21 protein-coding genes are annotated in these 26,891 nt (G+C 68.0%); 14 read left to right on the plus strand and 7 right to left on the minus strand.

Going from position 1 to position 26,891, the window contains the following annotated elements:
* Positions 1–133: 133 nt before the first annotated feature.
* The 3 genes from AC1RJ5_RS03140 to AC1RJ5_RS03150 all read right to left on the minus strand — a co-directional run bounded on the left by AC1RJ5_RS03140 (position 134) and on the right by AC1RJ5_RS03150 (position 3,439).
* Complete coding sequence (locus AC1RJ5_RS03140) at positions 134–1,027, minus strand: MlaA family lipoprotein (protein ID WP_493111671.1); 894 nt, start codon at positions 1,025–1,027, stop codon at positions 134–136.
* Between the two features lie 114 nt (positions 1,028–1,141).
* A complete protein-coding gene (locus tag AC1RJ5_RS03145) occupies positions 1,142–2,269 on the minus strand; it encodes an LptF/LptG family permease (RefSeq protein WP_493111673.1) in 1,128 nt (375 codons plus the stop codon).
* A 3-nt stretch (positions 2,270–2,272) separates the two neighbouring features.
* Positions 2,273–3,439 carry a glycosyltransferase gene (locus AC1RJ5_RS03150; RefSeq protein WP_493111675.1) on the minus strand — a complete coding sequence of 389 codons (1,167 nt, stop codon included), beginning with the start codon at positions 3,437–3,439 and terminating at the stop codon, positions 2,273–2,275.
* A 157-nt stretch (positions 3,440–3,596) separates the two neighbouring features.
* On the opposite strand from AC1RJ5_RS03150, the gene AC1RJ5_RS03155 reads away from it, so the two are divergent.
* The 12 genes from AC1RJ5_RS03155 (at position 3,597) to AC1RJ5_RS03210 (ending at position 18,789) form a co-directional block, all read left to right on the plus strand.
* Complete coding sequence (locus AC1RJ5_RS03155) at positions 3,597–4,181, plus strand: RNA polymerase sigma factor (RefSeq protein WP_493111677.1); 585 nt, start codon at positions 3,597–3,599, stop codon at positions 4,179–4,181.
* A 39-nt stretch (positions 4,182–4,220) separates the two neighbouring features.
* Positions 4,221–5,195, plus strand: coding sequence for a FecR family protein (locus tag AC1RJ5_RS03160; RefSeq protein WP_493111679.1), 975 nt, complete (start codon positions 4,221–4,223; stop codon positions 5,193–5,195).
* Positions 5,155–7,494: a TonB-dependent receptor gene (locus tag AC1RJ5_RS03165; protein ID WP_493111681.1), complete on the plus strand. Its 2,340-nt coding sequence runs from the start codon at positions 5,155–5,157 to the stop codon at positions 7,492–7,494. Before AC1RJ5_RS03160 ends, AC1RJ5_RS03165 begins: the two co-directional genes overlap by 41 nt.
* 54 nt (positions 7,495–7,548) lie before the next feature.
* Entirely contained in the window at positions 7,549–8,316 is a 768-nt protein-coding gene (locus AC1RJ5_RS03170; protein ID WP_269575135.1) for a polysaccharide deacetylase family protein, read from the plus strand.
* The gene (locus AC1RJ5_RS03175) at positions 8,304–9,458 is read left to right on the plus strand and encodes a glycosyltransferase (RefSeq protein ID WP_493111683.1); all 1,155 of its coding nucleotides are present in this window, start codon (positions 8,304–8,306) and stop codon (positions 9,456–9,458) included. Before AC1RJ5_RS03170 ends, AC1RJ5_RS03175 begins: the two co-directional genes overlap by 13 nt.
* A gap of 62 nt (positions 9,459–9,520) precedes the next feature.
* On the plus strand, positions 9,521–10,369 hold the full coding sequence (locus AC1RJ5_RS03180; RefSeq protein WP_493111685.1) for a hypothetical protein: 849 nt from the start codon (positions 9,521–9,523) through the stop codon (positions 10,367–10,369).
* Between the two features lie 44 nt (positions 10,370–10,413).
* Complete coding sequence (locus AC1RJ5_RS03185; protein WP_269575132.1) at positions 10,414–11,202, plus strand: protein-L-isoaspartate(D-aspartate) O-methyltransferase; 789 nt, start codon at positions 10,414–10,416, stop codon at positions 11,200–11,202.
* Positions 11,203–11,306: 104 nt separating this feature from the next.
* Positions 11,307–12,299 carry an efflux RND transporter periplasmic adaptor subunit gene (locus tag AC1RJ5_RS03190; protein WP_493111687.1) on the plus strand — a complete coding sequence of 331 codons (993 nt, stop codon included), beginning with the start codon at positions 11,307–11,309 and terminating at the stop codon, positions 12,297–12,299.
* 1 nt (position 12,300) lies between these two features.
* Positions 12,301–15,405, plus strand: coding sequence for an efflux RND transporter permease subunit (locus AC1RJ5_RS03195; protein ID WP_493111689.1), 3,105 nt, complete (start codon positions 12,301–12,303; stop codon positions 15,403–15,405).
* Entirely contained in the window at positions 15,402–16,778 is a 1,377-nt protein-coding gene (locus AC1RJ5_RS03200) for an efflux transporter outer membrane subunit (protein WP_493111691.1), read from the plus strand. The genes AC1RJ5_RS03195 and AC1RJ5_RS03200 overlap by 4 nt, the downstream gene beginning before the upstream one ends.
* Positions 16,778–17,455, plus strand: coding sequence for a response regulator transcription factor (locus AC1RJ5_RS03205; protein WP_269575128.1), 678 nt, complete (start codon positions 16,778–16,780; stop codon positions 17,453–17,455). The genes AC1RJ5_RS03200 and AC1RJ5_RS03205 overlap by 1 nt, the downstream gene beginning before the upstream one ends.
* Positions 17,456–17,490: 35 nt before the next feature.
* A complete protein-coding gene (locus AC1RJ5_RS03210; protein ID WP_493111693.1) occupies positions 17,491–18,789 on the plus strand; it encodes a sensor histidine kinase in 1,299 nt (432 codons plus the stop codon).
* Here the strand turns inward: AC1RJ5_RS03210 and AC1RJ5_RS03215 are convergent.
* The 4 genes from AC1RJ5_RS03215 to AC1RJ5_RS03230 form a co-directional block, all read right to left on the minus strand.
* A complete protein-coding gene (locus AC1RJ5_RS03215; protein WP_493111695.1) occupies positions 18,786–21,839 on the minus strand; it encodes an efflux RND transporter permease subunit in 3,054 nt (1,017 codons plus the stop codon). The genes AC1RJ5_RS03210 and AC1RJ5_RS03215 overlap by 4 nt on opposite strands.
* Positions 21,836–22,876 (minus strand): efflux RND transporter periplasmic adaptor subunit, encoded by a 1,041-nt coding sequence (locus AC1RJ5_RS03220; protein ID WP_493111697.1) that lies wholly within the window; start codon positions 22,874–22,876, stop codon positions 21,836–21,838. The genes AC1RJ5_RS03215 and AC1RJ5_RS03220 overlap by 4 nt, the downstream gene beginning before the upstream one ends.
* On the minus strand, positions 22,873–24,090 hold the full coding sequence (locus AC1RJ5_RS03225; protein ID WP_493111699.1) for a TolC family protein: 1,218 nt from the start codon (positions 24,088–24,090) through the stop codon (positions 22,873–22,875). Before AC1RJ5_RS03225 ends, AC1RJ5_RS03220 begins: the two co-directional genes overlap by 4 nt.
* 219 nt (positions 24,091–24,309) lie before the next feature.
* Positions 24,310–24,555: a PepSY domain-containing protein gene (locus AC1RJ5_RS03230; protein ID WP_493111701.1), complete on the minus strand. Its 246-nt coding sequence runs from the start codon at positions 24,553–24,555 to the stop codon at positions 24,310–24,312.
* A gap of 240 nt (positions 24,556–24,795) precedes the next feature.
* On the opposite strand from AC1RJ5_RS03230, the gene AC1RJ5_RS03235 reads away from it, so the two are divergent.
* Both AC1RJ5_RS03235 and AC1RJ5_RS03240 read left to right on the plus strand, forming a co-directional pair.
* Positions 24,796–25,473 carry a winged helix-turn-helix domain-containing protein gene (locus AC1RJ5_RS03235; protein ID WP_269575122.1) on the plus strand — a complete coding sequence of 226 codons (678 nt, stop codon included), beginning with the start codon at positions 24,796–24,798 and terminating at the stop codon, positions 25,471–25,473.
* Positions 25,460–26,821 (plus strand): sensor histidine kinase, encoded by a 1,362-nt coding sequence (locus tag AC1RJ5_RS03240; protein WP_493111704.1) that lies wholly within the window; start codon positions 25,460–25,462, stop codon positions 26,819–26,821. The genes AC1RJ5_RS03235 and AC1RJ5_RS03240 overlap by 14 nt, the downstream gene beginning before the upstream one ends.
* Positions 26,822–26,891 lie beyond the last annotated feature (70 nt).

Raw genomic sequence — 26,891 nt, forward strand, 5'->3', positions numbered from 1 at the left:
CGCTCTGCCGGCGGTTCAAGCAGTGAACCCTTATGGCAGGCCAAGAACGCGCGTCATCGTTCGTGCGCCGCCAGTGCGGCATCGCCCGGGACGCGCTCCATCCGATGTCAACCAAGGATAGTGCCTAAGTTCCCTAGCGCTGGCACTTCTTTCTGACCGATGCTGGCGCGACATTCCCGGCTCGCGCCTCACCAGGCTGCCCACCCGGGTCCGAAGCCTCCCGCCCCTTGAGCCGTTCGAGGCGTTTTCGCCGCTTCTCGAAGAACAGATCTCGCCGCGCGGCATAGGGATCTTCGCTCGCTTTCACCCTGGCGAGCTCGTCCTCCTGCTCTGCCCGCCGATCGAGCACGCGATAGACATTGGTGCCGATCAGATAGGGTTTGGAGCGAAAAGGCCCACCCAGCGCGAATGGCGAGGCCAGCCGGTCGATCGCGCCGCCTACCAGATCCCGCACGGTGGTTGGCCCGATCAAGGGCACGAAAATGAAAGGGCCGTTGCCGACCCCATAGACGCCGAGCGTGTCCGAGAAACCATTGGGCCGCCATGGCAGGTTGAACGGGCATCGTTTCGCGATATCGATCACCCCACCCAGCCCTATCGTCGAGTTGAGCGCAAAGCGCCCAAGGGTCTCGGCGGCCTTGCCGGGCTTCAGCTGGAGCAGATAGTTCGCGAAGACCACGGGCTCGCGCAGATTGTTGAGAAAATTGCGGAACCCGCTGCGGACCGGCTTCGGGACGATATACTTGTAGGCACGCGACGCGGGCGCGGTGATGGCATCATCGACCTTCTGGGTAAGGGCAAAGGAGAGCGCATTGATCTGTTCCAGGGGATCGCCGGGAGTATGCCGATAGCTCCCGCTGACGACGATCTCATTAGCCGCCTCGTCCTGCGATGCCGGAGTGCCCGAGGATGTAGGGGAGGCCGGGATCGCCGGCACCTCCTTAGACGGCACGTCCTGCGGCGGGGCGGCCTGGATGGGCGTGCCGCTGGCAAGAAGCAGTGCTCCGATCGCAGTCGGGACGCTCATGTCTGATTCTCCGCCGCTTCCCGCAAATCCCGCATCGACCGGTCTCCTTGCTGTGTCATGTCGCTGTGACGCCGCAGAAAGGCGCGTCCGCAGTGGGAAGCGCCACGGCGCGGACTAATTTCGGAAAAGGGCCGACAGACGCGCCATGCGGGCGGCAAGCCAGGCGTCGACATAGCCTGCACCGTGGTTGACGCTACCTAGCGCAAGGAGCGCGGCGACGCCGATCCAGAGCAATGCGTGGAGCGTTGCGCCCAGGATCGGAAATTCCGCTGCTGCCTCGACCGCAGCAGCGCTCTTGATATGCAGGACGATCAGCAGAAGCCCCAGAAACAGGCCGGCGGCGCCCGCGCGCCTCTTGGGCGGCGCGGCCAGCGCCATCGCGAATATCGGCAGCAACAGGCAGAAAAAGGCGCTCTCGATCCGACCGGCCATGGCGGCGGAGACGGGCCGTTCCCTCCCCGTCTCCCCGCCCATTGCGGCGAGCAGCGCGGCGGACCCGAGCCGGTCCATGCGCTCGACCGCGCCTTTCGGCGGCAGACCAGCCATCCCCGGAACCCGGACATGATAGCGATCGAACAGGATTTTCTGCTCGCGGCCCTCGGGATTGCGCCGGAGCCAATGGCCATCGGCTAAAGTGAGCTCGAAATCCCCGTTCGGGGCGATCGCGACGACTGCCTGGGCCGCGGTGAATATGTCGCTCGCACGCTGGAGCAAGACATTCTCGAGCACACCCGGGCCCGCATCCTCCGCGCGCTCCGCCACCAATGTGATATCGCCGCCCAGCTGGATCGCCTCGCCGGGCAGGAAATGCACGCCGTGAAAGCCGCGGGCAATCTCGAGCGAGATCCGGTCGAGCGCGCTTTCCCCCGCCGGCTGAATCTCGAGCCGCACGCCGAGCTGGACCAGCGCGGACAGGAGTGCGAGCGCCATCGGCACCACCATGTAGCGGTGCGGCGGCAGCCCCAGCGCCTCCAGCATCTGCCATTCGCTGCGCTGACTCAGGGTGCGGATCGCCAGCGCGACCGACAGGAAGGTCGCGATCGGGATGGCGATGCCGAGATATTCGGGAACCAGCGTCGCCATCAGCCGTCCAAGCAGCAGCCCCGGGGCATCCGTCCCGGTCACCGCATTCGCCAGGCGAATGGAATTCTCGAGCGAGAGGACCGTGATGATGACCAGGATGATCAGCAGATAGTTCCGCGCGATCGCGTGCGCGACATAGCGATCAAGGATGCGCAGCATCGCTCAGGCGGCGCGGATCGCTGCGGGCCGCAGGCCGGCATAGGCACCGAACAGCTCCAGGAAGTGCTGATCCATGGTCCGCGGCGCCTCGTCCAGCACGCCCGGTACAAGCGCGGCACGGTCTTCGGCAAAGCCCAGGACCGCATCACGCAGCGCCTGGGCGTCGCCGGCGCGGTAGCACCTGCTGGGCGCACGGTCGGCATGATCGGCCGCACCGCCTCGGTCGGGCACGATCACCGGCAGACCACTCGCCCGCGCCTCGGCGGCGACCATGCAGAAGGTCTCGGCCTCACAGCCATGGACCAGGGCATCGCCGCTCGCCATCAGGCGCGCGAGCGACGCCCGGTCGCCCAAAGCGCCCGGTATCCGGATGTGAGGTGAGCCGCCGGCGCGGGCGCGCAGCCGGCCGCGCAGGCGCCCCTCCCCGATCAGCAGCAGCCCGATCGGACTGCGCGTACCCGCGGACAGCGCCGCGTCGATAACCATACCCCAGCGCTTCTCGGGCGCGTGGCGACCGATACCCAGCAGCAGCGTGGCGGACGGGCCAAGACCGCATTCGGCGAGCAGGGCCGCGCGATAGGCAGGGTCACGGTGTTGGGCTGAGAAGATGCCAGGCTCTACCCCCATCGGCACGGTGATCACGCCGGGCATCCCGCCATCGCGCAGCCGCGCCGTCAGCCCGGCGCTTGCACCGACGACCAGGTCATAGGCCTGACCCAGCCTGCGCAAATGGCGCCAGAAAAAGTCGAACCCGCGATCGATCGCCTCGATGCTCGCGATCGGGCCGAACCAGCGATAGGGATAGGCGGAGAGCGGGTCGGAATGCATGACGAGGGCGCGCGGCGCCGGACCGTCCCAGCGCGCCACCATCGACGCACTGCTCCAGGGCGAGGACGCCTCGACGAAGTCGGGGTTCCAGCGGGTTAGCGCGCGGTGCAGCGCACGCTCGTCGTCGAAATAGCGATAGCGCTGGTCGAGCGGAAACGGCGGCGAGGCCAGCGTCTCCAATATCGCACCGGGGCCACGCGGGACCACGGCATCGGTCTTGCCCGGCGCGAGCACGATGATCTCATGGCCCAGCGCGGCCGCGGCCGCCAGCTTCCGATCGACATAGGCACGCACCCCGCCGCCCTTCGGGGCGTAGAAGGCGCTGACATCGACGATCCTCATCCGGCGCAGGTCCTGGCATCGGTGCGACCCGAGGTTGGCTGCCGCAGGACAGGGATGATTTCGGTTCGGTTCTGCATCGCTGCAGCAAGGACGCCGCCACCGCGCGCGACCGCAGTCCGAGGGCAAGATTTTTGTTTGGAGCCGTAGAAACGCCGGCTTGCCGGATACCGGGACATGGGGCAGACGGCGCCTCCGAAGGAGCCGAGCGATCTCCACACCTGCTTCCGGACTGGCCCAGCTTTACCAGGAACTGCGCGGCGAATTGCTGCGCTTCCTCGTCGCGCGCACGGGCAATCCGGCGGAGGCCGAGGATCTTCTCCAGGAGCTCTGGCTGCGCGTGCGCGATGCGGCCCCCGGCCCCGTCGCCAATGGCCGCGCCTATCTCTACCGGGCCGCCCAGAACCTGGTGCTCGAGCGGCTGCGCGGCGCGCGGCGGCGCGAAGCGCGCGACAAGGACTGGAGCGATACCCAGGCCGATACGGTCGCCGGGGATCGCGTCGATCCGCAGCCCCAGGCATTGGACAGGCTGATCGCGCGCGAGGATCTCGACGCGCTCCGCGCGGCGATTGCCCAGCTGCCCGAAGGTGCGGGACGCGCCTTCCGGTTGCACAAGCTGGAAGGCCTGCCGCATTCCGACGTCGCGGCGCGCCTCGGCATCAGCAGGAGCGGAGTGGAGAAGCATATCGCCGTCGCGATGGCACATCTGCGCCGTACGCTGGGCAACTCGGGTGGGGACAACTGAGGTGATGGCGGTGCCGCGGCATCTCATGCAACAACAGGGATGGCACCGGCACCCGCCGATGCCGGGAATTGGGCGATGAGCGAGGATATCCACGAAGCTGCCGCGCGCTGGCATGGCGCGCAGCAGCATGACGACATGGACTGGGAAGGCTTCACCGCCTGGCTGGAAGCGGACCCGCGCCACCGCCTCGCCTATGACGAGATCGCCCTGCTCGACCTGCAGATCGACGCGGCCCGCGAAACCTTGCAGCCCGCCACGCCTGCCCTCGCCCCCATCTCCCCCCCGCGCCGACTGCCGCGCTGGGCGATCGGGTCCGGAGTCGCCGTCGCTGCCGCCCTGGCGCTGACGGTCGGCATCGGCTTCCGGCAATCGGAGCCCGACAAGCCGGCGGTCCGCGAGTTCGCCAGCGCCGCCGGCACCTCGCGCACCGTCCGGCTGGCGGAAGGCGTGACGGCGACGCTCGGCGCCGGCTCGCGGCTCGCGGCAGCCGGGACGGACGGGCGCATGCAGCTGACAGGCAGCGCATTCTTCAGCATCCACCACGATCCGAAGCGCAGCGTCATCGTCGATGTGGGCGGCGCCCGGATCCGTGACGTGGGCACTCGGTTCGCGGTCAATTCGGCCGATGGCGTGCTCAGCGTCTCCGTCGAGGAAGGCCGCATCGCACTCCAGCTTCCCGGGCAGACCGTGGAAACGGAGGTCGACGCAGGGCAGGAAGCGCTGGCCCAAGGCGGCAAGGTCGTGCTCCGGCCGGTTCGCATCGCGAGCATCGCCGCCTGGCGGAGCGGGCGCTTCGTCTATGACCAGGCCCCACTTGCACTGGTCGCTGCCGATATCGCCCGCTACACGGGGCAGCCGGTCGCGGTCGCCGGATCGGCAGCGCAGCGCCCCTTCTCCGGCGTGCTCGCACCGGGTGACCGCGCGGCAATGGTTTCCACTCTCACCCAATTGACGGGGCTGCATGCGGAAAGCGATGGTCGGACGATCCGGTTGGTCGATCGTACTGGCGGCTAGCGCCCTGCTGCCGGCGCCAGCCCAGGCGCGGGACGAGAGCTTCGCGATCTCCCTGCCCGCCGGCAACCTGGCCGACACCCTCGAGGCACTCGCGGCGCAGACGGGCATCTCGCTCGTCTATGAGGCGCGCCTGCCGAGCGGGCGCACCCATGCGGCACGCGGGCGGATGCCGGCCCGCGAAGCGCTCGACCGGATATTGCAGGGCACCTCCGTCCGCGCCGTGCGCATCGGCCCGCGCGCCTTCCGGATCGTGGCACGACCACGCGCGGTGCCGCACGCAGCAACCCGCGCCGAACCCGAGCCTGCCATGCGGCCGGGTGAGGAGATTGTCGTCACAGCTCGCAAGCTGCCCGAGGTACTGTCCTCGATCGCCGGCTCCGTCGCCGTCTACAGCCCGCGCGACCCCGCACGAGGCGACCGCGCCGCAAGCGCGAGCGATGTCGCGCGCGTCCTCGAAGGCCTGAGCATCACCGGCGGCGGCCCCGGCCGCGAACGGCCCTTCATCCGCGGCCTGGCCGACAGCCCGTTCAACGGCTTCAGCCAGTCCACGGTCAGCGTGCGGGTGGACGAAGGCCGCGTAACCTATGACGCGGCGGAGCCCGGCCTCTATCTGGCCGATATCGCACAGGTCGAAGTCCTGAAGGGGCCCCAGGGCCCACTCTACGGCACCGGCGCGTTGGGCGGCGTCTACCGGATCGTCACCAACCGGCCGGTAATCGGCTCGACCTCCGGATGGGCCGGCATCGGCGCCCAGGCGGTCGGCTCCGGCGGGCTCGGTGCGAACGCCGAAGCCATGCTCAACCTGCCGCTGGTCGGCGACCTGGCCGCGCTGCGCCTCGTCGGCTACGCGCGCAGCGACGCCGGCTGGATCGACGATGCGGCCGGCCCCGCGAACATCAACCGCACGCGCATCGCCGGCGGGCGCGCGGCGCTGCGCGTTGCCCCCGCGACCGGCTGGACCGTCGACCTGATCGGCGCCTATCAATCGACGCGGACGGCCGACAGCCAATATGTCGACCGCGACTATGAGGACCTGACCCGCGGCATCACCCAGCGCGAGCCGCGCCGCGGCACCTTCGGCCTCGGCCAGGCGATCGTCTCAGGCCCGATCGGTGCCCTCCGCCTCACCGCTGTAACCAGCCATGCCTGGCAGGACCAGCACGACAGTTTCGACGCGAGCGATGCGGCGTCCCAGCTCGGCGTACCGGGGGCGCTACGCTATCATGACGGCCGCGCCTACCGGGTCTTCGACCAGGAAATACGGCTCGGCTCTGCGCCGGGCAGCGCCTTTACCTGGACGGCTGGCGTCTCCTATGTCTCCGCAGCCACGCGCGCGAGCGGGGTGATCGACACGGCGACTGGGATCGTTCCCGACTTTTTCAATCTGCACCGCCGTGTGACCGAGACCGCGCTGTTTGCCGATGGCGTTTATCCGCTCACGCCCCGCCTGAAGCTGGCCATCGGCGCCCGGCTGTTCCGGGCGACGACCGAGGACGAGCGCCAGGAGGAACTCGATGCGCAGACCGTCAGCCATGCAGCCATCGGCCTCACCCCCAGTGCCTCGCTCTCCTATCGCTTCACCGACGACCGGCTGCTCTATGTCCGTGTGGGCACCGCCTTCCGGCCCGGCGGCATCGACCCCAGCAACAGCCGGACGGGCCGCTATGACGGAGACTCGGTCCGCAGTATCGAACTCGGCGGCCGCGCCGCGTTCGCCCGGGGCCGGCTCGATATCGCGCTCGCAGGCTTCCAGACGGCGTGGCGAAGCGTCCAGTCCGACTATCTCGAGGACAATGGCCTGATTGCCACCCGCAATGCCGGAGATGCCGCCATCCTCGGGCTGGAAGGCAGCGTTACCTGGCGCCCCGGCGGCGGATGGCGGCTGCGCGCCGGCTTCACAGCGCAACGCCCCAGGCTTGTGAATGCCGCGGACGGCGTAGACCTGCCCGAGGATCGCCGCCTGCCCGTCGTTCCCGACCTTGCCGGCAATCTCGCGGTCGAACGCCCCGTGCGGCTGCTCGGGCATGCAGTCACCCCCTATGCCGCGTTCAACTATGTGGGTCCGTCGCGGCTCAGCTTCGACGACGGGCTGGATCGCCGCATGGGCGGCTATGGGCTGGCCCGGATCGGGGCGACGGTGACGGCGGGACCGTTCGTCGTGGCGCTCGATCTCGACAATCTGCTCGATACGCGGGCGGACAGCTTCGCCTATGGCAACCCTTTCTCGCTACGCAGCGAGCGGCAGTACACGCCGCTTCGCCCCCGTACCCTCAGCCTCTCCATCCTGCGCGCCTTCTGAAGAAAAATCCGGTCGCCGGACTGCGGTGCCGGCTGTCGGCGGCATCCTGGCAGCGTGACCAGATCCCGACAGACGCCCCGCCGCCTCCTCGCCTCGATCCATGACGTGTCGCCACGCCACGAGGCCGCGGTCGACCGGCTCCTCGAGGAGCTTGCCCTGGCGGGCGTCACGCGCCTTGCCATGCTCGTCGTGCCGGATTTCTGGCGGGAGGCGGAAATTCGTCCCAGTTCCCCCTTTGCGGCGCGCCTTCGCCGCTGGAGCGAGGGCGGGATCGAGATGTTCCTCCATGGCTATAGCCACCGGGACGAGACCGAGCACGCCTCCTGGCAGGACCGGGTCAAGGCCAGCCAGATGACCGCCGGCGAGGGCGAGTTTCTCGGCCTGGATGCGGACGAGGCTGAACTCCGAATCCGGGCCGGCCGGAGGCTCCTCGAGGACATCACCGGACAGCCGATTGCCGGCTTCATCGCGCCCGCCTGGCTCTACGGCGCCGGGACGCACAGCGCGATGAAGACGCTCGGCATCCCACTCGCCGAGGATCATATGCGTGTCTGGGATCCGGCGGGCGGGCGAGTGCTGGTCAACACGCCGGTCCTCACCTGGGCGACCCGCACCCGCGCCCGCATGCTCTCCTCTCTTGCGGTCGCGAGTGTTGCGCGCGTCATCCCCTTGCCGAAGATCGTGCGTATCGGCGTCCATCCCGGCGACGTCACGGTGCCCGCAACCCTTTCGAGCATTCGCCGGACCGTCGGCAAGATCGCCCGGACGCACGTCCCCAGCCACTATCGCGACATGGTCGGAGACCTGGCATGCGCGTCCTGACCTTCCTGCACAGCTTCGAGCTGGGCGGCGTCGAGCGCGTCGCGCTGCGGCTCGTCCGGTATTGGCGCGGACTGGGCGTCGATGCACCGCTCTTTGTCGGGCGCGAGGACGGGCCGCTTCGCACGGAACTGGCGGACGACCTGGCCTATACCGTCGCTCCCCAGCCTCTGATCGGCACCGCCTGGTGGGAGACCTTCTGGATGATCGGCCGGCTGCCCGCCGAGATCCGCCGCACCCGGCCCGATATACTCTTCGTCTCCGGCAGCACCTATACCATCGTCGCCGCCGCCATGGCGCTGCGCTTCGGCAGGCGCTGCCCAGCGATCGTGGTGAAGATCAGCAACGACCTCCCACGCAACGATCTGCCGCCGGTCGCGCGCTTCTTCTGGCGCTTCTGGCTCGGCGTGCAGGCGCGCTTCGGCTGGACCTGGGTCGTCATGGACGAGGCGATCGCCGCGGACCTCCCGCCCGGCATGCGTCCCAGGTTCCGCGTGATCCACGACCCCGCGATCGAGGCGGCTCGGATTTGCTACCCGGCGCCGCGGCAGGCGGGTGGTGCCAGGCGCTTCGTCGCGATCGGACGCCTTACCTCCCAGAAGGACTATGCATTGATGCTGCGCGCTTTCGCGCGCGGCGCACACCCTGACCAGACGCTGACCATCTATGGCGAGGGCCCGGAGCGCGAAACGCTCGAGGCCCTTGCCGCCGCGCTCGGTATCTCGGATCGGGTCGCCTTTCTCGGCCATGTTGCCGATGCCGCCTCGCATCTCGACGGCTTCGACACCTTGTTGCTGTCCTCCCGCTACGAAGGGGTGCCGGCGGTGCTGGTCGAGGCGCTTGCGGCCGGACTTTCGATCATCTCCACCGACAGCGGCTCCGGGGTACGCAGCCTTCTTGGAGACGGGCGCTACGGAAAGATCGTGCCGCGCAACGAAGACGCGCTCGCCACCGCGATTTCCCGGGCCGATGCGGCACCGACGCCCGATGCGGCCCGCCTGGCGCATGTGCACCGCTTCACGCTTGAGCATTCCGGCCAGATCTATCTCGATACCTTTGCCGAAGCGGCGCGGCCCTCCGCGCTGGTCGACGCCACCGCCGACCAAGCCGGTGGGCTCGCATGGCCGGTGCCGCCCGCCCGATGAACACGCTCGCTATTCAGACGCCGCCCCTGCCACCCGTCTCCGCCTCCGCTCGGGAGTGGCTGATGACCTTGGCAGGCCTTGGCCTTTCCGCCGCGATCCTGCTCGCGGTCTTCGCTCAGTTGGGGGGGATCGACCCTTCGCACTTCAAGGCAGCACCGGCGAACCCCTGGTTCTGGCTATGCTTTGCCCTGGTCTATGCCGTTGGGCCCATGATGGAATGGCTGATCCTGCGCCGGCTGTGGCAGCTGCGTGCGGACGCCTTGCCGGCACTGTTTCGCAAGCAGGTCGCGAACGAGATCGTCTTTGGCTATTCGGGCGACGCGCAATTCTACCTTTGGGCACGACGGCACCAGCACCTCCAGGGCTCGGTGTTCGGGACGCTGCGCGATGTCGCGGTGCTCTCGGCGCTGGCCGGCAATCTCGCGACGCTGGTGATGATGGTGCTCAACGCCCCACTGCTCTATCGGGTCGCCGGCGGCACGCTCCTCAACAGCTTCGCCGCCTCGGTCGCGGTCATCATCCTGTCCTCGCTCGTGATCCTCGTCCTGCGGCGTGCAGCGGCACTCCTGACGCTGTCGCGCCGCGATCTCCTAATTACCTTCGGGCTCCACGGCCTGCGGATCCTCCTCAGTCTGGTGCTGACGGCCCTGCTCTGGAAACTGCTGCTGCCAGGCCTGCCGGCGATGATCCTCGTTGCGGTTGCCACGCTGCGCATGATGGTCCATCGCCTCCCCCTGGTGCCGGCCCGCGACGCGCTGCTCGCCCCGCTCGTGCTCTCCTTGCTCGGCTCGAGCTCGGGGCTTGCTGCCGCAACCATGCTCGTCGCGGCGCTGACCCTGGTGACGCATGTCGTGGTCGGTGGGCTCACGGCGGCGACCTCCTTCCTCCCGGCTCGGCGCGCGGCGCGATGACCCTTGTTCGAGGATGGAGGCCAGGTCTTGCCTGCATCGCCACCATGTTGCTGGCGACCGCGGCGTTCGCCCAGGATCAGGATTTCGCGGCGGCGCGCAGCGCGATGGTGGGACGCATCCGGACGGCGGTCCGGAACGCCGCGCCGAGCGCGGATAACGCGGCGCTGGCGCGCGCACTTACCGCCATTGGCTCCGTCCCGAGGGAAGCCTTTGTGCCCGCAAATCTGAGGGCCGATGCCTATCGGGAGACTCCGCTCCCGATCGGCTATGAGCAGACGATCTCGGACGCCTATATCGTCGCGCTCATGACCGCCGCCGTCGATCCGAAACGGGGCGCCAACGTCCTCGATGTCGGGACGGGGTCGGGCTATCAGGCAGCCGTGCTCGCAAAGATGGCCGATCGGGTAGCCTCGATCGAAATCGTACCGCAGCTCGCCGATACGGCGCGTACGCGGCTGCATGCGCTCGGTTACGCCAATGTCGAGGTTCGCGCGGGCGACGGCTATGCGGGTTGGCCGGAACGGGCGCCCTTCGATGCGATCATCGTCGCGGCCGGCGCCGCGCGCGTGCCCCAGCCCCTCCTGGACCAGCTTAGGGTCGGCGGAAGGCTGGCGATGCCGGTCGGTCTTAGCTGGGCGACCGAGCAGATCCTGATCGTGACGCGCACGGGGCCCGCCAAATATGAGCGATGCTCGCTCGGCTGGTCCATGTTCGTGCCGCTGACCGGACAAGGCAGGCGGCAGGAAAATTCGACAGGGCCGTTCGATAAGATACCATTCTGCTTCGAGGACGAAGTGGCCCATCCGGACTTCCAGGCTACCTCGCCCAAATAGCAGCAGGCAGGCTCGCACGCCGAGATGGACGAATTGTATAGTCAGCGGGACCTGCACCCAACGGCGCTTCGCTAACCCCGCCCGGTCAACAGTCCGGGTCTGCCATGCAACGCGCCTTCCTTCCCTTTCCGTTCATCGCCGCTTCCGCGCTCGCCGCATGCGGTGCCGAATCCCCGGGCGCTTCGCCGGCCAAGGCCGTTCATTCCGAACCGGTCGCGCATGAGGCCGAGCTTCTCAAGCTGACCCTGGCGCCGCAGGCGGAGGCCCGGCTCGGCATCGCGACAGCGCAGGTCGGCGCCGGAAGCGCCCAGTCAAGACGCGAGACCGCGGGAGAAATCGTCGCGCCCGCATCAGGCGGTGGCGTGCCGGCCGGGTCCGGGACCAATCTCGGCCAGCTCGGCGCGCAGCAGGTCGCCGCGGACGGCGAGGTCCTGCGAGCCGCGGCACAGACCCGCCTTGCGCAGATCGCCCTCGCGCGTGCCGAGGCACTCGTCCGGGAAGAGGCGGGCAGCGCCCGTGGCCGTGACGAAGCCGCTGCCGCGCTTGCGACCGCCCGCGCCGCCGAGGTGACCGCGCGGCGCCAACGCGCGATGCTCGGGCCGGCCATCGCATCGCTCGACGCCCAGCCGCGCCTCTGGGTACGGGTGATCGTGCCGGCCTCCGACCTGAGCGGCCTCGGCCGCCGTGCGGCGGTGCAGGTCCGACCGCTTGGCGGCCAAGGTTCGCCGCGCATGGCGGTGCCCGTCGATGCGCCGCCTTCGGCCAACGCATTGGGTGCGACCGTCGATCTCTATTACGCGCTCGACAATCGGGACCACGCCTGGCGCGTCGGCCAGCGCGTTGCGGTCTCGCTGCCGATGGCAGCGGGCCCGGTACAGGGACTCTCCATTCCGACGGCAGCGATCCTGCGCGACATCTATGGCGGCGAATGGGTCTATCTGCGGACCGCGCCCCATAGCTATGTCCGCCGACGGGTCGAGATCGCCTCGAGCGACGGCGGCTTCGCTCTTGTGACGCGCGGACTGGCGCATGGCGACCATGTGGTCACCGACGGGGCCGCCGAATTGTTCGGCACCGAATTCGGCGTGGCCCACTGACATGCTCGGCTGGATCGTCCGCAATGCGCTCACCCAGCGGGTACTGGTGCTCGCGCTCTCCGTACTCCTCGTCCTCCTCGGGCTGCGCGCCTCGAGCGATGTGCCGCTCGACGTGTTTCCCGAATTCGCGCCACCAATCGTCGAGATCCAGACCGAAGCACCCGGACTCTCGACGGAGGAGGTTGAGAGCCTGATCACCGTTCCCCTGGAAGTCGCCGTCAATGGCGTGCCGGGACGCACCACGCTGCGCTCCAAATCGGTGCTCGGCCTGTCCTCGGTCGTCATATTGTTCGCGCCCGGGACCGATGTGATCCGCGCGCGCCAGTTGGTCCAGGAACGCGTCGCCCAGGTCCAGGCCCGTCTACCGGCAGCCGCGCGTGCGCCAGTGCTGCTGCCGCCGCTCTCCTCGACCAGCCGGGCGATGAAGATCGGGATCAGTTCGAAGACGCTCGATCAGATGCAGCTGTCGGAGCTCGTCCGCTGGACGATCCGCCCGCGCCTGATGGCCGTGTCCGGCGTGGCCAATGTCGCTTCCTGGGGCCAGCGCGACCGCCAGCTCCAGATCCTGGTCGACCCCGACCGGCTGCGCACTGCCGGTGTCACCCTCGCCGAGTTGCGCGCCGCGGCAGGCGACGCCGTGCCGGTGGGCGGTGGCGGTTTCGTGGATACCCCTACCCAGCGCCTTGCGGTCCAGCAGGTCGGAGCGATCCAGAGCGCCGAGGATCTGTCGCGCACGCTCATCAAGCTTTCGGGCGGTGCGCCCATCCGGATCGGCGATGTGGCACGCGTCACCGAGGATCACGCCGCCCCGATCGGCAATGCGATCATCAACGACGGTCCAGGCATCATGCTGATCGTCGAGAAGCAGCCCACCGCCAACACGCTCGATCTCACAAAGGGTGTCGAAGCCGCGCTCGCCGAGATCAAGCCGGGGTTGAAGGGAGTCGAGGTCGATACCTCGATCTTCCGTCCCGCCACCTTCATCGAGCGCTCGATCGACAACCTCACCCGAGCGCTCGCGATCGGTTGCATCCTCGTGGCCGCAGTGCTGATCCTGTTTACCCGGGACTGGCGCCAGGCAGTGATCAGCCTGGTCGCGATCCCGCTGTCGCTGGTCGGCGCCGGACTGGTGCTGCTTTGGAGCGGCGCCACCATCAACACCATGGTGATCGCCGGGCTGGTGATCGCGCTTGGCGAGGTCGTCGATGATGCGATCATCGATGTCGAGAATATCGCCCGCCGGCTGCGCCTGAACCGCGAGGCCGAGCATCCCCGCCCGGCGCTCGAAGTGGTGTTCGACGCCTCGATCGAAGTGCGCAGCGCAGTGGTGTTCGCCTCGCTGATCGTGATGCTCGTGTTCCTGCCGATCTTCTTCCTTGGCGGCCTCGCCGGCACCTTCTTCCAGCCACTCGCGATCGCCTATATCCTCGCCATCGCCGCCTCACTGCTGGTCGCGCTCACCGTGACCCCCGCGCTCAGCCTGATGCTACTGCCCAAGGCCCCGCTCGGTGAGCATCGCGACACCCGCTTCGTCCGGATTCTGAAGCGCGGCTATGCCGGGCTGCTGCCCCGGCTGACCGATCGCCCGCGCCTCGCGATGAGCCTGGTTGCTGCCGGGCTTGCGATCTCCGCGATCGGCTATGCGAGCTTCAAGGACGAATTCCTTCCGCATTTCCGCGAGACCGATTTCCTGATGCATTGGGTCGAGAAGCCCGGCACGTCGATCGAAGCGATGGACCGCATCACGATCCGCGTCTCGAAGGAGCTGCGCGCGATCCCCGGGGTACGCAATTTCGGCGCGCATATCGGCCGTGCGGAGGCGGCCGACGAAGTGGTCGGACCCAATTTCACCGAGTTGTGGATCAGTCTCGACGAGACGGCCGACTATGACGCCAGCGTCGGCAGGATCCAGGAGGTGATCGATGGCTATCCGGGCCTGTTCCGCGACGTGCTCACCTATCTGCGCGAGCGGATCAAGGAAGTGCTGACCGGCGCCGGTGCCTCGGTGGTCGTGCGGATCTTCGGCCCCGACCAGACCGAGCTGCGTGCCGCCGCCGAGCGGGTGCGCACCAGCGTTGCCGGCATCGACGGCGTCGCCGACCTCAAGGTCGAGCAGCAGGTTCTCGTCCCACAGATCCAGATACGCCCGCTGCCCGTGGAGATGGCTCGGCTCGGCCTGACCGCCGGGGAGGTCCGGCGGCAGGCAGCCACCCTGGTCGCTGCCGAGAAGGTCGGCGAGATCTACCGCGACCAGAAGTCCTTCGACGTCGCTCTCTGGGGCGAGCCGGCGGTCCGCGACGACCTCCACGCGCTCGCCGGCCTCGCGCTTCAGGCGCCCGATGGTAGCCAGGTTCGGCTCGGCGATGTCGCGGAGATCCGCATCGCTCCAGCGCCCAACGAAGTGAAGCGCGAGAATGGCGAGCGCCGCATCGATGTCACGCTGAACGTGAAGGGGGCCGACCTGGGCTCGGTAGCGCGCGCCGTCGAGCAGAAGGTGGCGGGCCTGCCGTTCGCGCAGGGCTATCATGCCAAGGTGCTCGGCGAATATGCCGCGCTAAAGGAATCCCGCCAGCGGCTCTGGACCACCGGACTGCTCTGCCTGATCGGCGTGCTGCTGCTCGTCTGGCTGGAATTTCGGTCGCTCAGGGTCACCGCGCTGGTGGCGGCAAGCCTTCCGTTCGCCCTGGTCGGCGGCATCGTCGCGGTGGCATTGACTGGCGGTACGATGTCGCTCGGCTCCCTGGTGGGCTTCGTGACCGTGCTCGGTATTTCGGCGCGCAACGGGATCATGCTGCTGTCGCATTATGCGCATCTCCGTAGTGTCGAGGGCGAAGCCTTTGGTCCTGCCCTCATCCGCCGCGGCGCCGAGGAGCGGCTCGTCCCGATCCTGATGACCGCCGCCTGTGCGGGCCTCGCGCTGGTACCGCTGATCGTGGCCGGGAACGCGCCGGGGCATGAGATCGAGCACCCGATGGCGATCGTCATCCTTGGCGGGCTGGTCTCCTCGACGCTGCTCAACCTGTTCCTGATGCCCAGCCTCTACGCCCGCTTCGGCGAGCCCCGTGCAGCCAGCCCCTCACCCTCCCCGCAAGGAGCGCTCGCATGATGCGCCGCTTCACCTCTCTCCTGGCGCTGACGGCCGCCGCCTGTGCGGCACCGGGCGCCCAGCCGCCCCGCACCATCCCACCCGCGGGCACCGAAGCCCCCTTTGCCGCGCTGCCCTCGGCATCGATCGCGGCGGTGCCCGCCCATTGGTGGCGGCTGTTCGACGATCCCGAGCTGGACCGGCTCGTGACGGCGAGTCTCGCCGCCAACGCCGATCTGCGCCTTGCCTATACCAATCTGGACGCGGCGCGTGCGGCGCTCCGTCAGGCCCGCGCCCAACGCCTGCCCCAGGCGACACTCGAGAGCAGCCTCGGCGTCGACAGTCCGGCAGACCAGCCCAGCGCGACGACGGTTTCCTCCTCCGACTATGACATCGCCGCAACGATCAACTGGGATGCCGATCTGTTCGGTCGGCTGCGCAGCGGTGCGCTTGCCGCCCGGGCGGATGCGGCCGCAGCCGATGCGGCCGCCGACGGCGTCCGGGTCGCGGTCGTGGCCGACACGGTCCTCGCCTATGTCGATCTGTGCGGGGCGAGGCGCGGCGAAGCAGTGGCACGCGAAATCACGGCCGCGCAGGCACGCGCGGTCGAGACCCTGCGCGATCAGCTGCGCGCCGGTGAAGTCTCGCCGCTCGAAGTCGCGCAGGCCGAGACCCTGCTTGCCGTCGCCGAGGCGGATGTCCCCGGTTTCGCCGCGCAGCGCGACAACGCACTCTATCGCCTGGCCACCCTCCAGGGGCTCGCACCCGCAGCGGCGCGTGGCTGGACGCTGACCTGCACCGCCGTTCCCCGCCTGCCTGGCGCGGTACCAATCGGCGACGGCACGGCGCTATTGCTTCGGCGTCCCGATATCCGCGAGGCCGAGCGCAGGCTGGCTGCCGCTGCCGCGCGGGTCGGCGTTGCCCATGCGGAGCTGTATCCCCGGATCAATCTCGGCGGTGCGGCCGGGCTGTTGCGGGGTGACTTCTCGGCCGCGCTCTCGCCGCTGGTCAGCTGGGTGCTTCCCAATGTCCCAGGGCGTGCCAAGCTCGCGCAGGCGCGCGCCACCGAAGCCGGCACGCTGGCGAGTTGGGACATCGCGGTGCTGCGGGCACTGCGCGAAGTCGAGACGGCGCTGGCCGAAATGGACGCCGAGGTTGCACGCAACCGCCGCCTTGCCGATGCCGAAGCGGCAGGCGCGCTCTATGCGCGGCGCAGCGCCGCACGCGTCAGGCTCGGCGACGCCGCCCCGTTGCTCCGCATTGACGCAGAACGCAGTCTCGCCACCGCGCGGCTCGCACGTGCGCGATCGGATCTTCTGGTCGCGCGCAACCAGGTGCTTCTGTTCCGGGCGCTGGGTGGCGGTTGGCAAGTCGCCGGCGGGGAGGCACGCTGATGCGTATCCTGATCGTCGAGGATGACCAGGAAACCAGGGACTTCATCGCCCGCGGCCTGAGCGAGGCTGGCCATTCCGTGGCGATTGCCATCGATGGGCGCGACGGGCTGTTCCAGGCGACCGAAGGCAGTTTCGACGTCCTGGTGATCGACCGTATGCTGCCGGTCATCGACGGGCTGTCGGCGATCCGGATGCTGCGTGCCGGCGGCTGTACCATTCCCATTCTCATCCTGACCGCGATGGGCAGCATCGAGGATCGGGTCGAGGGGCTGGAAAGCGGCGCGGACGACTATCTGGTCAAACCGTTCGCCTTTTCCGAGTTGAGCGCCAGGTTGCTGGCGCTGGGTCGGCGCCTTCCCGCGAGCCTCGCCGAGCCCAATCGCCTCGCCGTCGGGGATATCGAGCTGGATTTCGAGCGCCGTACCGTCCGTCGCGCCGGCCGGCGGATCACCTTGCAGCCGCGCGAGTTCCTCCTGCTCGCCGAGCTCATGCGAAATCCTCACCGGGTCGTCACCCGAACCATGCTGCTCGAGCGGGTCTGGGATCTCGATTTCGAGCCCAAGACGAATATCGTCGAAACCCATCTCAGCCGGCTCCGGGCAAAGCTCAACGCCGGCTTCGAAGAGGACGCGATCGAGACGGTGCGGGGCGCCGGCTATATGATCCGGGGCGGCTGATGCGGCGGACAGGAAATTCCACTTTCGGTCTCGCCTTGCTGGTCAGCCTGGCGCTGACGCTGGGTGCGGTCGCGATCGGTGCAGTCTCCTACGAGGTCACGCACGAGGCGCTGGAGCAGCAACTCGACCATCGGACTGCAACCGAGACCCGCGCCCTGCTCGCCGAGCCCGGCGCGCACCGAACCACGGCAATAGCCACGGGTATCCAGCGGCGCGAAGCGGTCCCCGGTCCGGAGCATCTCGACTATCTGCTGATCGACGCGCGCGGCCGACATATCGCGGGAAAATTGGCCGCAACTCCGCCCGCCCAGCCAGGCTACTCCGAATTCCTCCGGTACCGAGATGGACGCGTAGGTCAGGCATTGGCCACGCGGCTATCCGATGGTGCGATGCTGATCGTCTCCGCCGATCGGGCAGTACTCGACGAGACGGATCGCCACCTCCTCACGCTCTTCACCTGCGCATTCGGGGCCATGCTGTTACTCGGCCTGGGGGGCGCCTGGACGCTGGGGGCGATCACCCGGGTCCGGTTGCGGAAGATGGACCGCGCAGCCTTGGCGATCATCGGCGGCGATCTGTCCATGCGCATGCCGGTCGACGCATCGGGCAGCGAGTTCGACCGCTTGTCGGCAACGCTGAACCGCATGCTCGACCGGATCGCGGCGCTCATGGCGAATCTTCGCCAGGTTTCAGGCGACGTTGCCCATGACCTGCGTACGCCGCTTACCAGGCTGCGCAACCGGCTCGACGAAGCGCTGAACGGTGCGGAAGCGCAGCGCGACGCCGCGATCGAGGCGGCGATCGCCCAAGCCGACGAACTGCTCGAGATATTCGCTGCGCTCCTGCGCATCTCCGAAGTGGAAGGGCTCGGCGTCCGCAAGCAATTCCGCCCGGTGGCGCTGGGCGCGGCCCTTGTGGAATTCGCCGAGACCTATCGCCCCGATGCGGAGGCGAGCGGGCATCTCCTCGACACCGAGATCGACCCGGCAATTAAAGTGCTTGGCGATCGCCGCCTGCTCATCCAGCTCGCCACCAATCTGTTCGACAATGCACTGCGCCACACACCGCCCGGCACCCGTGTTCGGGTGGTGCTGGCCAGCGAGAGCGGTCTCGCCTGGTTGCGGGTGACGGACGACGGCCCGGGAGTCGCGGAGACCGCACGCGACCGGCTCTTCGAGCGGTTCAGTCAGGCCGAGCAGAGTCGATCCTCGGGCGGGCACGGCTTGGGCCTGGCGCTCGTCGCGGCGATCGCCGCAGCCCATCGGGGCGAGGCCGCGCTGCTTCCCGGCCCCGGCTTCGGGATCGCGGTGTCGCTAGGACCTATCCTCGATTAGGCTCCTAGTTCCTCGCGCGAAAGCGTCAGGCGAAGCAGTGCCGGCATCGCGATCAGCACGAGCGGATATTGCAGCATCAGCCCCGCGATGATCGCCACTGCCAGGGGCTGTTGGATTCCCGATCCCTGCCCGATCGCGAGCGCGAGCGGCAGCAGCGTGAGGATCGCCGCGAGCGTCGTCATGGTGATCGGCCGCAGCCGGTTGCGGCTCGCCTCGCGTACCGCGGCCAGCGGCGGCATGCGATGGCGCAGTTCCTCGAACTCGGAGACGTAGAATATCGCCATCTCGGTACCGATGCCGATGATCATCGTCATCCCCATCAGCGCCGTGATGTTGAGGTCGAGCCCGGCCAGCCACAGGGCGGTGAACACGGCTGTGGTCGAGAGCAGCGAACAGCCGATTATGATCAGCGGTATCGCGAAGCGGCGATACAGCACCAGAAGCAGGATGAACTCGGCAATGAGCGCCGCGACGAACACCTTGGCGAGGCCGCCAAACGCAATCTGCTGTTGCTGATAGAGACCGCCCATCTCATAGCGCACGCCGGGGGCGAGCACACCGGGCTGGTCGATCGCCCTGGTCACGTCACCCACTGCGGCACCGATACCGCGCCCGGTGATGCGGCCGGTCACCGCTACCATGGGCTCAAGATTCTCGCGGCTGATCTGGGGCTGGCCGCTAACCGGCGCCAGCGTCGCGATGCGCGAGAGCGGAAAGACATGGCCGTCGGATGCGCGGATCGGCAACTGGGCGAGCTGGTCCTGTGTGAGCGTGGTGACGCCCGGTAGCCGTACGCGCACATCCACCGCTTTCGATGGCTGCGGAATGGAGGTCGCCACGACGCCAGTCAGCGCGGAATCGAGGGCCGTCTGGACATCTGCCGGGGTGACGCCCTCATAGCCCGCCCGGATCGGATCGATTTTCACGTCGATCGCGTCTCCCGCCAGTTGCAGACCGCTTTTCACCTCGACCACGCCGGGAATCTTGCCGATCAAAGCGGCGATCTTCTCAGCCTGCGGGCCGAGCGCGGCGGCATCCGAGGAATAGAGCTTCACCTCAATCGGTTGCGGCACCGCCGTGAGGTCGCCGATCAGGTCCTCCATCAGTTGGGCGACCTCGACTTCCACTCCGGGAACCTTGCGCGCGACCTCTTCGGCGACCGCGTTCATCTTCTCCTCGGCGGTCATCGAATGGTTGGGCTTCAGCCGGACGAAATAGTCGCCATGGTAGCTTTGCCCGAGATCCCCTCCCAGGCCAGTGCCCAGGCGCCGCGAGAAGGTCGCAACATCCTTGTCCGCGCGGAGCAGGGCATCGACCTGCGCCATCCTCCGGCTCGACTCGTCGAGGGAGGTCCCCGGCGGCGTGAAATAGTCCATCACGAAGCCGCCCTCGTCGACCTTTGGCATGAACCCGGTCGGCACGTTGGAATAGGCGACATAGCCGAGGATCAAGAGCGGCACCGCGACGACGGCGAGCAGCCAGGGCCGCCGCATCACGCCGTCGATCGCCTGGTCGTGGTGGCGAGTCATCCAGCCTTCGTGACTGCCATGCGCCGTATCCTTGCCGTCGAACCGGAGCAGGCGCCGGGCGAGCACCGGCACCACGAAAGCGGTCATCGCCCAGGAGATCGCGAGCGCAGCCGCCATGGTGAGCGACAGCGCCTTGGAGAAGGCGCCGGTCACCCCGGTGAGAAAGGACAGCGGCAGGAATACCATCAGCGTTGCGAGGCTAGATCCGGTGAGCGGCGCGAGGAATTCGCGTGCAGCGGGTAGGATCGCGGCCTGACCGGTCTCCGCCCCGGGGGGAGAGCCATCGCCTTGCGCACGGCGGACGATGTGCTCGATCATCACGATTACGTCGTCGATCAGCAGGCCCACTGCTGCGGCGATGCCGCCCAGCGTCATGATGTTGAAGCTCATGCCCGCGATCGACAGCACCAGCACGGTCGCCATGAGCGTCGCAGGAACGACGATCAATGCGACCAGCGTCACCCGCCAGCTGCGCAGGAAGACGAGCAGCACGATGGCGGCCAGCACCAGCCCGATCAGCACCGCGTCGCGCACGCTGGCGAAGGACTGGGTGACGAGCTCGCTCTGGTCGTACCAGTTGAGCAGCTTGACCCCTGGCGGCAGCTTGAACCCGGCAAGCCTGGCCTGGACTTCCTTCGCGATCTGCACGGAATTGCCGTCGGGCTGCTCATAGATGTTGAACAGCACGGCCGGCTTGCCGTCCTCCGACACCCGCAGCCATTGCGGAACGATCCCGTCCTGCACCGTGGCGACGTCGCGGACCCGCACCACCCCGCCGGGGCTCGACTTGACCACCACGTCGCCGATCCGCTCGGGCGAGGCGATCGTGTGATCGGCGATCACCAGCGACAGGCGGCCACGATCCTGCACCTGGCCAACCGCGCTCAGCACATTGCCGTTGGAAATCGCGGTCGAGAGATCGCTCATCGCGAGGCCGAAGCTCGCCAGCCGTGCGGGATCGGCGAGCACCTGCACCTCCTGAGTCTCGCCTCCTTGCACATCAACGCGGGCGAGACCCGAGATGCCCGAAAGCAGGGGCGTGATCTGGTAGCGGCCAAGATCCTGGAGCTGGGTCGGGGAATGCTTGTCCGAGATCAGCGCATACGAGATTATCGGAAAGACCGTGGGGTCCATTCGGCGGACATTGTAGCTCGTGCCCGGAGGCAAGGCCGCGACCGCGCGGGCCATCGCCGCGTCGACCTCCAGCGTGCTTGCCACCATGTCGCGGCCCCAGCCGAAGTCGATCGAGATCTGCGCTGCGCCGCGCGATGTTTCGGAACGCACATTCTGGACGCCGGGGACCGAGCGGAGAGCCTGCTCCACAGGGCGAGTGACGATCAGCGCGGTCTGGTCGGCCGGGCGGCTCCCCGCATCGATGTCCACGACGACGCGGGGGAAGGAGACTTGCGGAAACAGCCCGATGGGCAGCGACAGCGCGGCGACGAGCCCGGCAAGCGCCAGCGCGACCGCGATGACGACGAAAGCCCGTGACTGGCTGGCCAGCAGCTTTGAGAAATTCACTTGGCGTCACCCATGCGGACGGCATCGCCGTCTGACAGCTGATAGGCACCATCGACGACCAGGGGCATGCCGCTCGTCATTTGCCCGCTGACCACGTCGCTGTCGGGCGTGGAAACAAGGACTTTCACCGGTACGGCGCGTGCCTTTCCGCCCGTCACCTGAAAGACCATGGCCTTGCCTTCGGCATCCATCGTCACAGCCTTGTGCGGCACGACCCAACCTTGCGCCTGACCTGTCACGATCGCGACACGCACGGCTTCGCCGGTCAGGAAGCTGCCGGCCGGATAGGCTACATCGACATCCACCTGGCGCGTGGTCGCATTCAGCATCGCGTCGATGCGCACGACATGGCCGGTCACTGCCGCGCCGCCATCCAGCCGGGAGAGCCGCACCTCCGCCCCGACGCGCACCTGATTGCGTAACGCCGGATCGACGCCGGTGGTGATCACCAGCGACCCGTTTCGCGCGACACTGGCCAGCGCCGCCCCCGGCTGAGTGCGATCGCCCTCGGCCACGGGGACCGCCGCAATCACGCCTGCAAATGGCGCGCGGAAGGTAATGGTACCGGAGCCGGCACCCTCGGCCCGGAGCGCGGCAAGCTGGACGCGCGCATCGGCCAGCGCCTTTTCCGCCTGGGCGAGCTGGTCGCGCGTTGCGAGCTGCTGGGACAGTAATTGGGCGGTGGAATCGCGCTGCGATTGCGCCGCCTTCACCGCATCGGCCGCCTGGGTGTAGGCACCACGCGCGGTCGGCGCGACGGCGAAGATCAGCACGGGCTGGCCGGCCTGTACGGCGACACCCTGGGTGACCAGCAGTTTCACCACCTGGCCCGGCTGCGGCGTGCTGATCGTCTGCTGTCCATTGCCCGAGGGGGCGGCCGATCCATAGGCTTCGATCAGCATCGGCAAGCTGCCCTGGCGGGCCTGGGTTACGGTAACCTGCGTCACTGGCGCTGCCTGGTTGCCCGGCTCGCTGGCGCCGCAGCCAGCAAGCGCGACAGCGAGCGCCAGACCCGTAGCGATACGCGCGGCGTTCACTGTGCTGCTCCGTTCGCCCCGGGATCGGGGAAACCGAGGGTATCGACTGCGGGCAGTCCCGCGCCGATCAATGTCTGGATCGCGACCTGGCGGTCGAACAGTGCGAGCTCGAGCGTCATCACTTCCTGTTCCTTGGAAAAACGGCTGCTGAGGAGGTCGACGAACGATCGCTCGTCGAGCGTGCTGGCTGCGAAAGCCTTGCCCGCGCGATCCGCGGCGGCCCGCGCCTCGTCCAGATCGTGGCGGGCCGCGGCGAGCTGAAGCGCGATCTGGTCGCGCTCGCTGAGGAGCGCTCCGACCTCGCCGGTCACAGCGGCGAGCCGAGCGGCATATTCGCGATTGAGCTGCTCGCGGGTCGCCCGGGCGACCGCGATATTGCCCTGGTTACGGTCGAACACGGGCAGGCCGATCTGCACATTGGGCCCGCCGCTGATCACCTTGCTGTTGTCGCTGGAAACCGAAGCGCCGAACACCAGGTCCGGAAATTGCGACAGGATCGCCACGCGCAGTTGTTCGTCCTGCGCGGCATAGCCGGCACGCAGCGCGAGCAGGTCGGGACGACGCTGGGGCAGCGTTCCCAGCATTGCCCGAACCTCGATCGGATCAAAGGCAGGCAGATCGATTGCGTCGGCAAGCGGCAAGGTCACATCCGGCGCAATGCCGAGCAGCGCGTTGAGCTTGTGCCGGCTGGCAAGCTGGGCCTGATCCTGCTGAAGCATCGCAGCCCGCGCCGCCTGCAGCGCACCGGCGCTGGGCGCCAGGGTCGACAGCGTGGCGTTCCCCGCCTCGAGCGCCTTGCGGTTCGCGCCATAGCGCTTTGCCATCAGTTCGTAGGCCCGCTCGAGCATGGGGCGCAGGCGCTCGCCGAGCACGATGTCGCCGGCAAGCTGGCGGGCCTGGCCGGCGACCTGCCATTCCTGCCAGAGCAGATCGGCATGGACCTGGTCGAGGCTGTCCCGGGCGGAACGCCGCTTGGGCTTGAGCACGATCAGCGCCTTGATGTCCTGCGACAGGCCGAGATTCCAGCCCGGCACCGATCCTGCTCCCGAAAGAAGCGGCAGGATCGCCCCGCTGAGGCTCGGATTGGGTAGCACGCCCGCCTGGACGAGCTGGGCCTCGGCGACGCCGGCCTTGGCGCGTGCCGCCAGCAGATCGGGGTTCCGCGTCACCGCCAGGGCGGCCACCTCGCTGACCGTGAGCGGGCGCTTCGGCATATCGGGTATGGCGGCAAGGCTCGGCGCAAGCGGTGCTTCGGTCTGCAACGGCAGCGGCGCGTAATGCTGACAACCCGCGAGCGGCACGGAGAGCGCTAGCAGCAGCGCGGTTCTGGATCGAAGAATTGGGGGCACGAGGTACCTCGGCTGAAGTGGAGGACGCCGCCGCCAAGAGGGCCGGGCGGCGGCGTCCGGACCGAAAGCTGGAATCCGCTTCGGTCAGTCCGGGTTCGGGCCTTCGACGATGTTCTCGAGCACCTTGCCCGTCACCGCATCAACCCCGACCTCATAGGCCTTGCCACCCGCCTTGATGTCGAACGAATAGCGCAGTCCGCTGCCACCCTTCTCCGCCTCGAGTTCGTGATCGGTGACCTTGCCTGCCCGCGCCTTCAGCGCGATCACCTGCGCCTGGGCGAGCGTCAGCTTCGGCTTGGGTGCTTTCTGCGTCGGACTCGCGACGGCCACGAAAGGAAGGCTGGCGGCCAGGCTGGCCAGAAGTGTGAGACGCCCAATCTTGTGCATGATCTTGCTCCAATGCTCCCCCGGCCCTGCCCTTCTACAAGGCGCGCATTGGCTGCGCGTGAGGTGAACATTGGGAATCCCCAACTTGCCCGGGCCGCGCTTCAGGAGTTTAATCGCGTGGCCTCGCCTCGGGCTCTGATAGCTTGGGACCCTGATGGCCTGAGACCCTGATGGATCGTGCCGGTGAAACTTCTGCTGCTTGAAGACGATGCTGAGACGCGAACGCACATCGCACGGCTGCTCCAGGCGGAAGGGCATGTCGTCGATACTGCGAGGACCGGTCCGGACGCGATCTTCCTCGGCACCACCGGCAGCTATGCCGTGCTGATCCTCGACCGGATGGTGCCCGGGGTGGACGGGCTCGGGGTCGTCCGTTCGCTGCGGGCCGCCGGCATCCAGACCCCCGCGCTGTTCCTCACCGCACTGGGGGAAGTCGATGACCGGGTTGCCGGGCTGCAGGCGGGTGCCGACGATTATCTGGTCAAGCCCTTCGCTGCTTCCGAACTCCTTGCCCGGGTCGAGGCACTGGCGCGTCGCGCCCCGGTTGCGGAGGTGGCGACGGTCCTGCGCGCGGCAGATCTCGAGATCGATCTGCTCCGGCGCCAGGTAACGCGCGCCGGCCGGCGCATCGAACTGCAACAGCAGGAATACAAGCTGCTGGAGTATCTCCTGCGCCACGAAGGCAAGATCGTCACGCGCAGCATGCTGCTCGAGAATGTCTGGTCCTTCCATTTCGACCCGGGCTCGAACCTGATCGAGAGCCATATGAGCCGGCTTCGCGCCAAGGTGGACAAGGGCTTCGACCGGGAACTGATCCACACCATTCGCGGCGCTGGCTATCGGCTCGATGCAGACGCCTAGGCTGCTGGTCAGCGGTGCGTTCCGCTTCGCGATCGCCCTTGCCCTGGTCTTCGCGCTCGGAGCCGTGGCCTTGCTTGCCATCGTCGAGCATTCGGTTTCCGCATATGCGGTGGAAGCAGCCGGCGACGGCATCCTCGCCGAGCATGACGTGCTGGTGAGCGAGTTCGAGACCAGCGGCCGCGCCGCACTGGTCTTGGCGATCAACCGACATGCCCGTGCCGTGCGAGAGGACCAGTTCCACTATCTCCTGTTTGATTCCGCCGGCGCGCGCCTTGCCGGCTCGCTTCCCGCAGCGGCGGCCCGCACCGGATGGCACGAATTCCAGCTACTCGATCCGGACCAGGGCGGCTCCGGCAGATCCGTGCCGGTAAGGGCGTTCGGATCGCGCCTTACGGACGGCACACTCCTGGTTGTGGCGAATGACGTCTCCGACCTGCAGGACCTGCGCACCGGCCTGCGGGCATCGACCGTCGCCTTCGGAGTGCTTATATCACTGCTGGCCTTGGCAGGGGGGCTGGTGGTCGGCACCCTGTTCCTGCGAAGGCTCGATCAGGTGAACGGCGCGATCGCGCGGATCAATGACGGTAGGCTCAACGAGCGACTGCCGCGTATCGGAATGGGCCCGGAGTTCGATCAGCTGTCAGGCAATCTGAACCGGATGCTCGATCGGATCGAAGTGCTGATGGATGGACTCCGCCAGGTATCGACCGACATCGCCCATGATCTGCGCACGCCGCTTACCCGCCTGCGCCAGCGGCTCGAGCGCATGCAGATCGGCACCGATCCGGCACCGATGCCGGAACAGATCGAGGGAGCGATCGCCCAGATCGACGAGATTCTCGGCATTTTCAGCGCCCTGCTCCGGATCGGCGCGATGGAGGCGCGAGGCATCCAGGCAAGCCTGGCCCGCGCGGACCTGAGCGAGATGCTCGAGCGGCTTGCCCAGATCTACGCGCCGGTGATCGAGGATGCGGACCATGTGCTGGAGGACGCCATCGCGCCCGGCATCCATGTACGCGGCGACCTCGAGTTGCTGACCCAGGCCGTGACCAACCTGATCGAGAACGCGATCCATCATACTCCCGCAGGCACGCGCATACGGCTCGAACTGACGCGCGCTGGAAATGACGTCCGGCTGGCGGTTTCCGATACGGGGCCCGGCATCGCCGCCGAGGAGCGCGCGCGCGTGCTCGGCCGCTTCTACCGCATCGACACCAGCCGCAGCACCCCCGGCGCGGGGCTCGGTCTGGCCCTGGTGGATTCGATTGCCAAGCTGCACGGCGCCACGCTCACCCTTTCCGACAATGGCCCAGGCCTGCGGGTAGAGCTGCTATTCGCCCGCGGCTGAGGCGAAGGATTGTTTTTCCCCAATGTTCGGCAAATCCTGAGCGAACCTCAGAGGCGCTATCCTCCGATCC

This window comes from Sphingomonas sp. GW822-FHT03G08, assembly GCF_058801135.1.

Excerpts from the sequence above, each read along its gene's own strand:
- AC1RJ5_RS03140 (WP_493111671.1), bottom strand. The coding sequence starts at position 1,027 with ATGAGCGTCCCGACTGCGATCGGAGCACTGCTTCTTGCCAGCGGCACG.
- AC1RJ5_RS03145 (WP_493111673.1), bottom strand. The coding sequence starts at position 2,269 with ATGCTGCGCATCCTTGATCGCTATGTCGCGCACGCGATCGCGCGGAAC.
- AC1RJ5_RS03150 (WP_493111675.1), bottom strand. The coding sequence starts at position 3,439 with ATGAGGATCGTCGATGTCAGCGCCTTCTACGCCCCGAAGGGCGGCGGG.
- AC1RJ5_RS03160 (WP_493111679.1), top strand. The coding sequence starts at position 4,221 with ATGGCACCGGCACCCGCCGATGCCGGGAATTGGGCGATGAGCGAGGAT.
- AC1RJ5_RS03165 (WP_493111681.1), top strand. The coding sequence starts at position 5,155 with ATGGTCGGACGATCCGGTTGGTCGATCGTACTGGCGGCTAGCGCCCTG.
- AC1RJ5_RS03175 (WP_493111683.1), top strand. The coding sequence starts at position 8,304 with ATGCGCGTCCTGACCTTCCTGCACAGCTTCGAGCTGGGCGGCGTCGAG.
- AC1RJ5_RS03180 (WP_493111685.1), top strand. The coding sequence starts at position 9,521 with ATGACCTTGGCAGGCCTTGGCCTTTCCGCCGCGATCCTGCTCGCGGTC.
- AC1RJ5_RS03185 (WP_269575132.1), top strand. The coding sequence starts at position 10,414 with ATGTTGCTGGCGACCGCGGCGTTCGCCCAGGATCAGGATTTCGCGGCG.
- AC1RJ5_RS03190 (WP_493111687.1), top strand. The coding sequence starts at position 11,307 with ATGCAACGCGCCTTCCTTCCCTTTCCGTTCATCGCCGCTTCCGCGCTC.
- AC1RJ5_RS03195 (WP_493111689.1), top strand. The coding sequence starts at position 12,301 with ATGCTCGGCTGGATCGTCCGCAATGCGCTCACCCAGCGGGTACTGGTG.
- AC1RJ5_RS03200 (WP_493111691.1), top strand. The coding sequence starts at position 15,402 with ATGATGCGCCGCTTCACCTCTCTCCTGGCGCTGACGGCCGCCGCCTGT.
- AC1RJ5_RS03205 (WP_269575128.1), top strand. The coding sequence starts at position 16,778 with ATGCGTATCCTGATCGTCGAGGATGACCAGGAAACCAGGGACTTCATC.
- AC1RJ5_RS03225 (WP_493111699.1), bottom strand. The coding sequence starts at position 24,090 with ATGCCGAAGCGCCCGCTCACGGTCAGCGAGGTGGCCGCCCTGGCGGTG.
- AC1RJ5_RS03240 (WP_493111704.1), top strand. The coding sequence starts at position 25,460 with ATGCAGACGCCTAGGCTGCTGGTCAGCGGTGCGTTCCGCTTCGCGATC.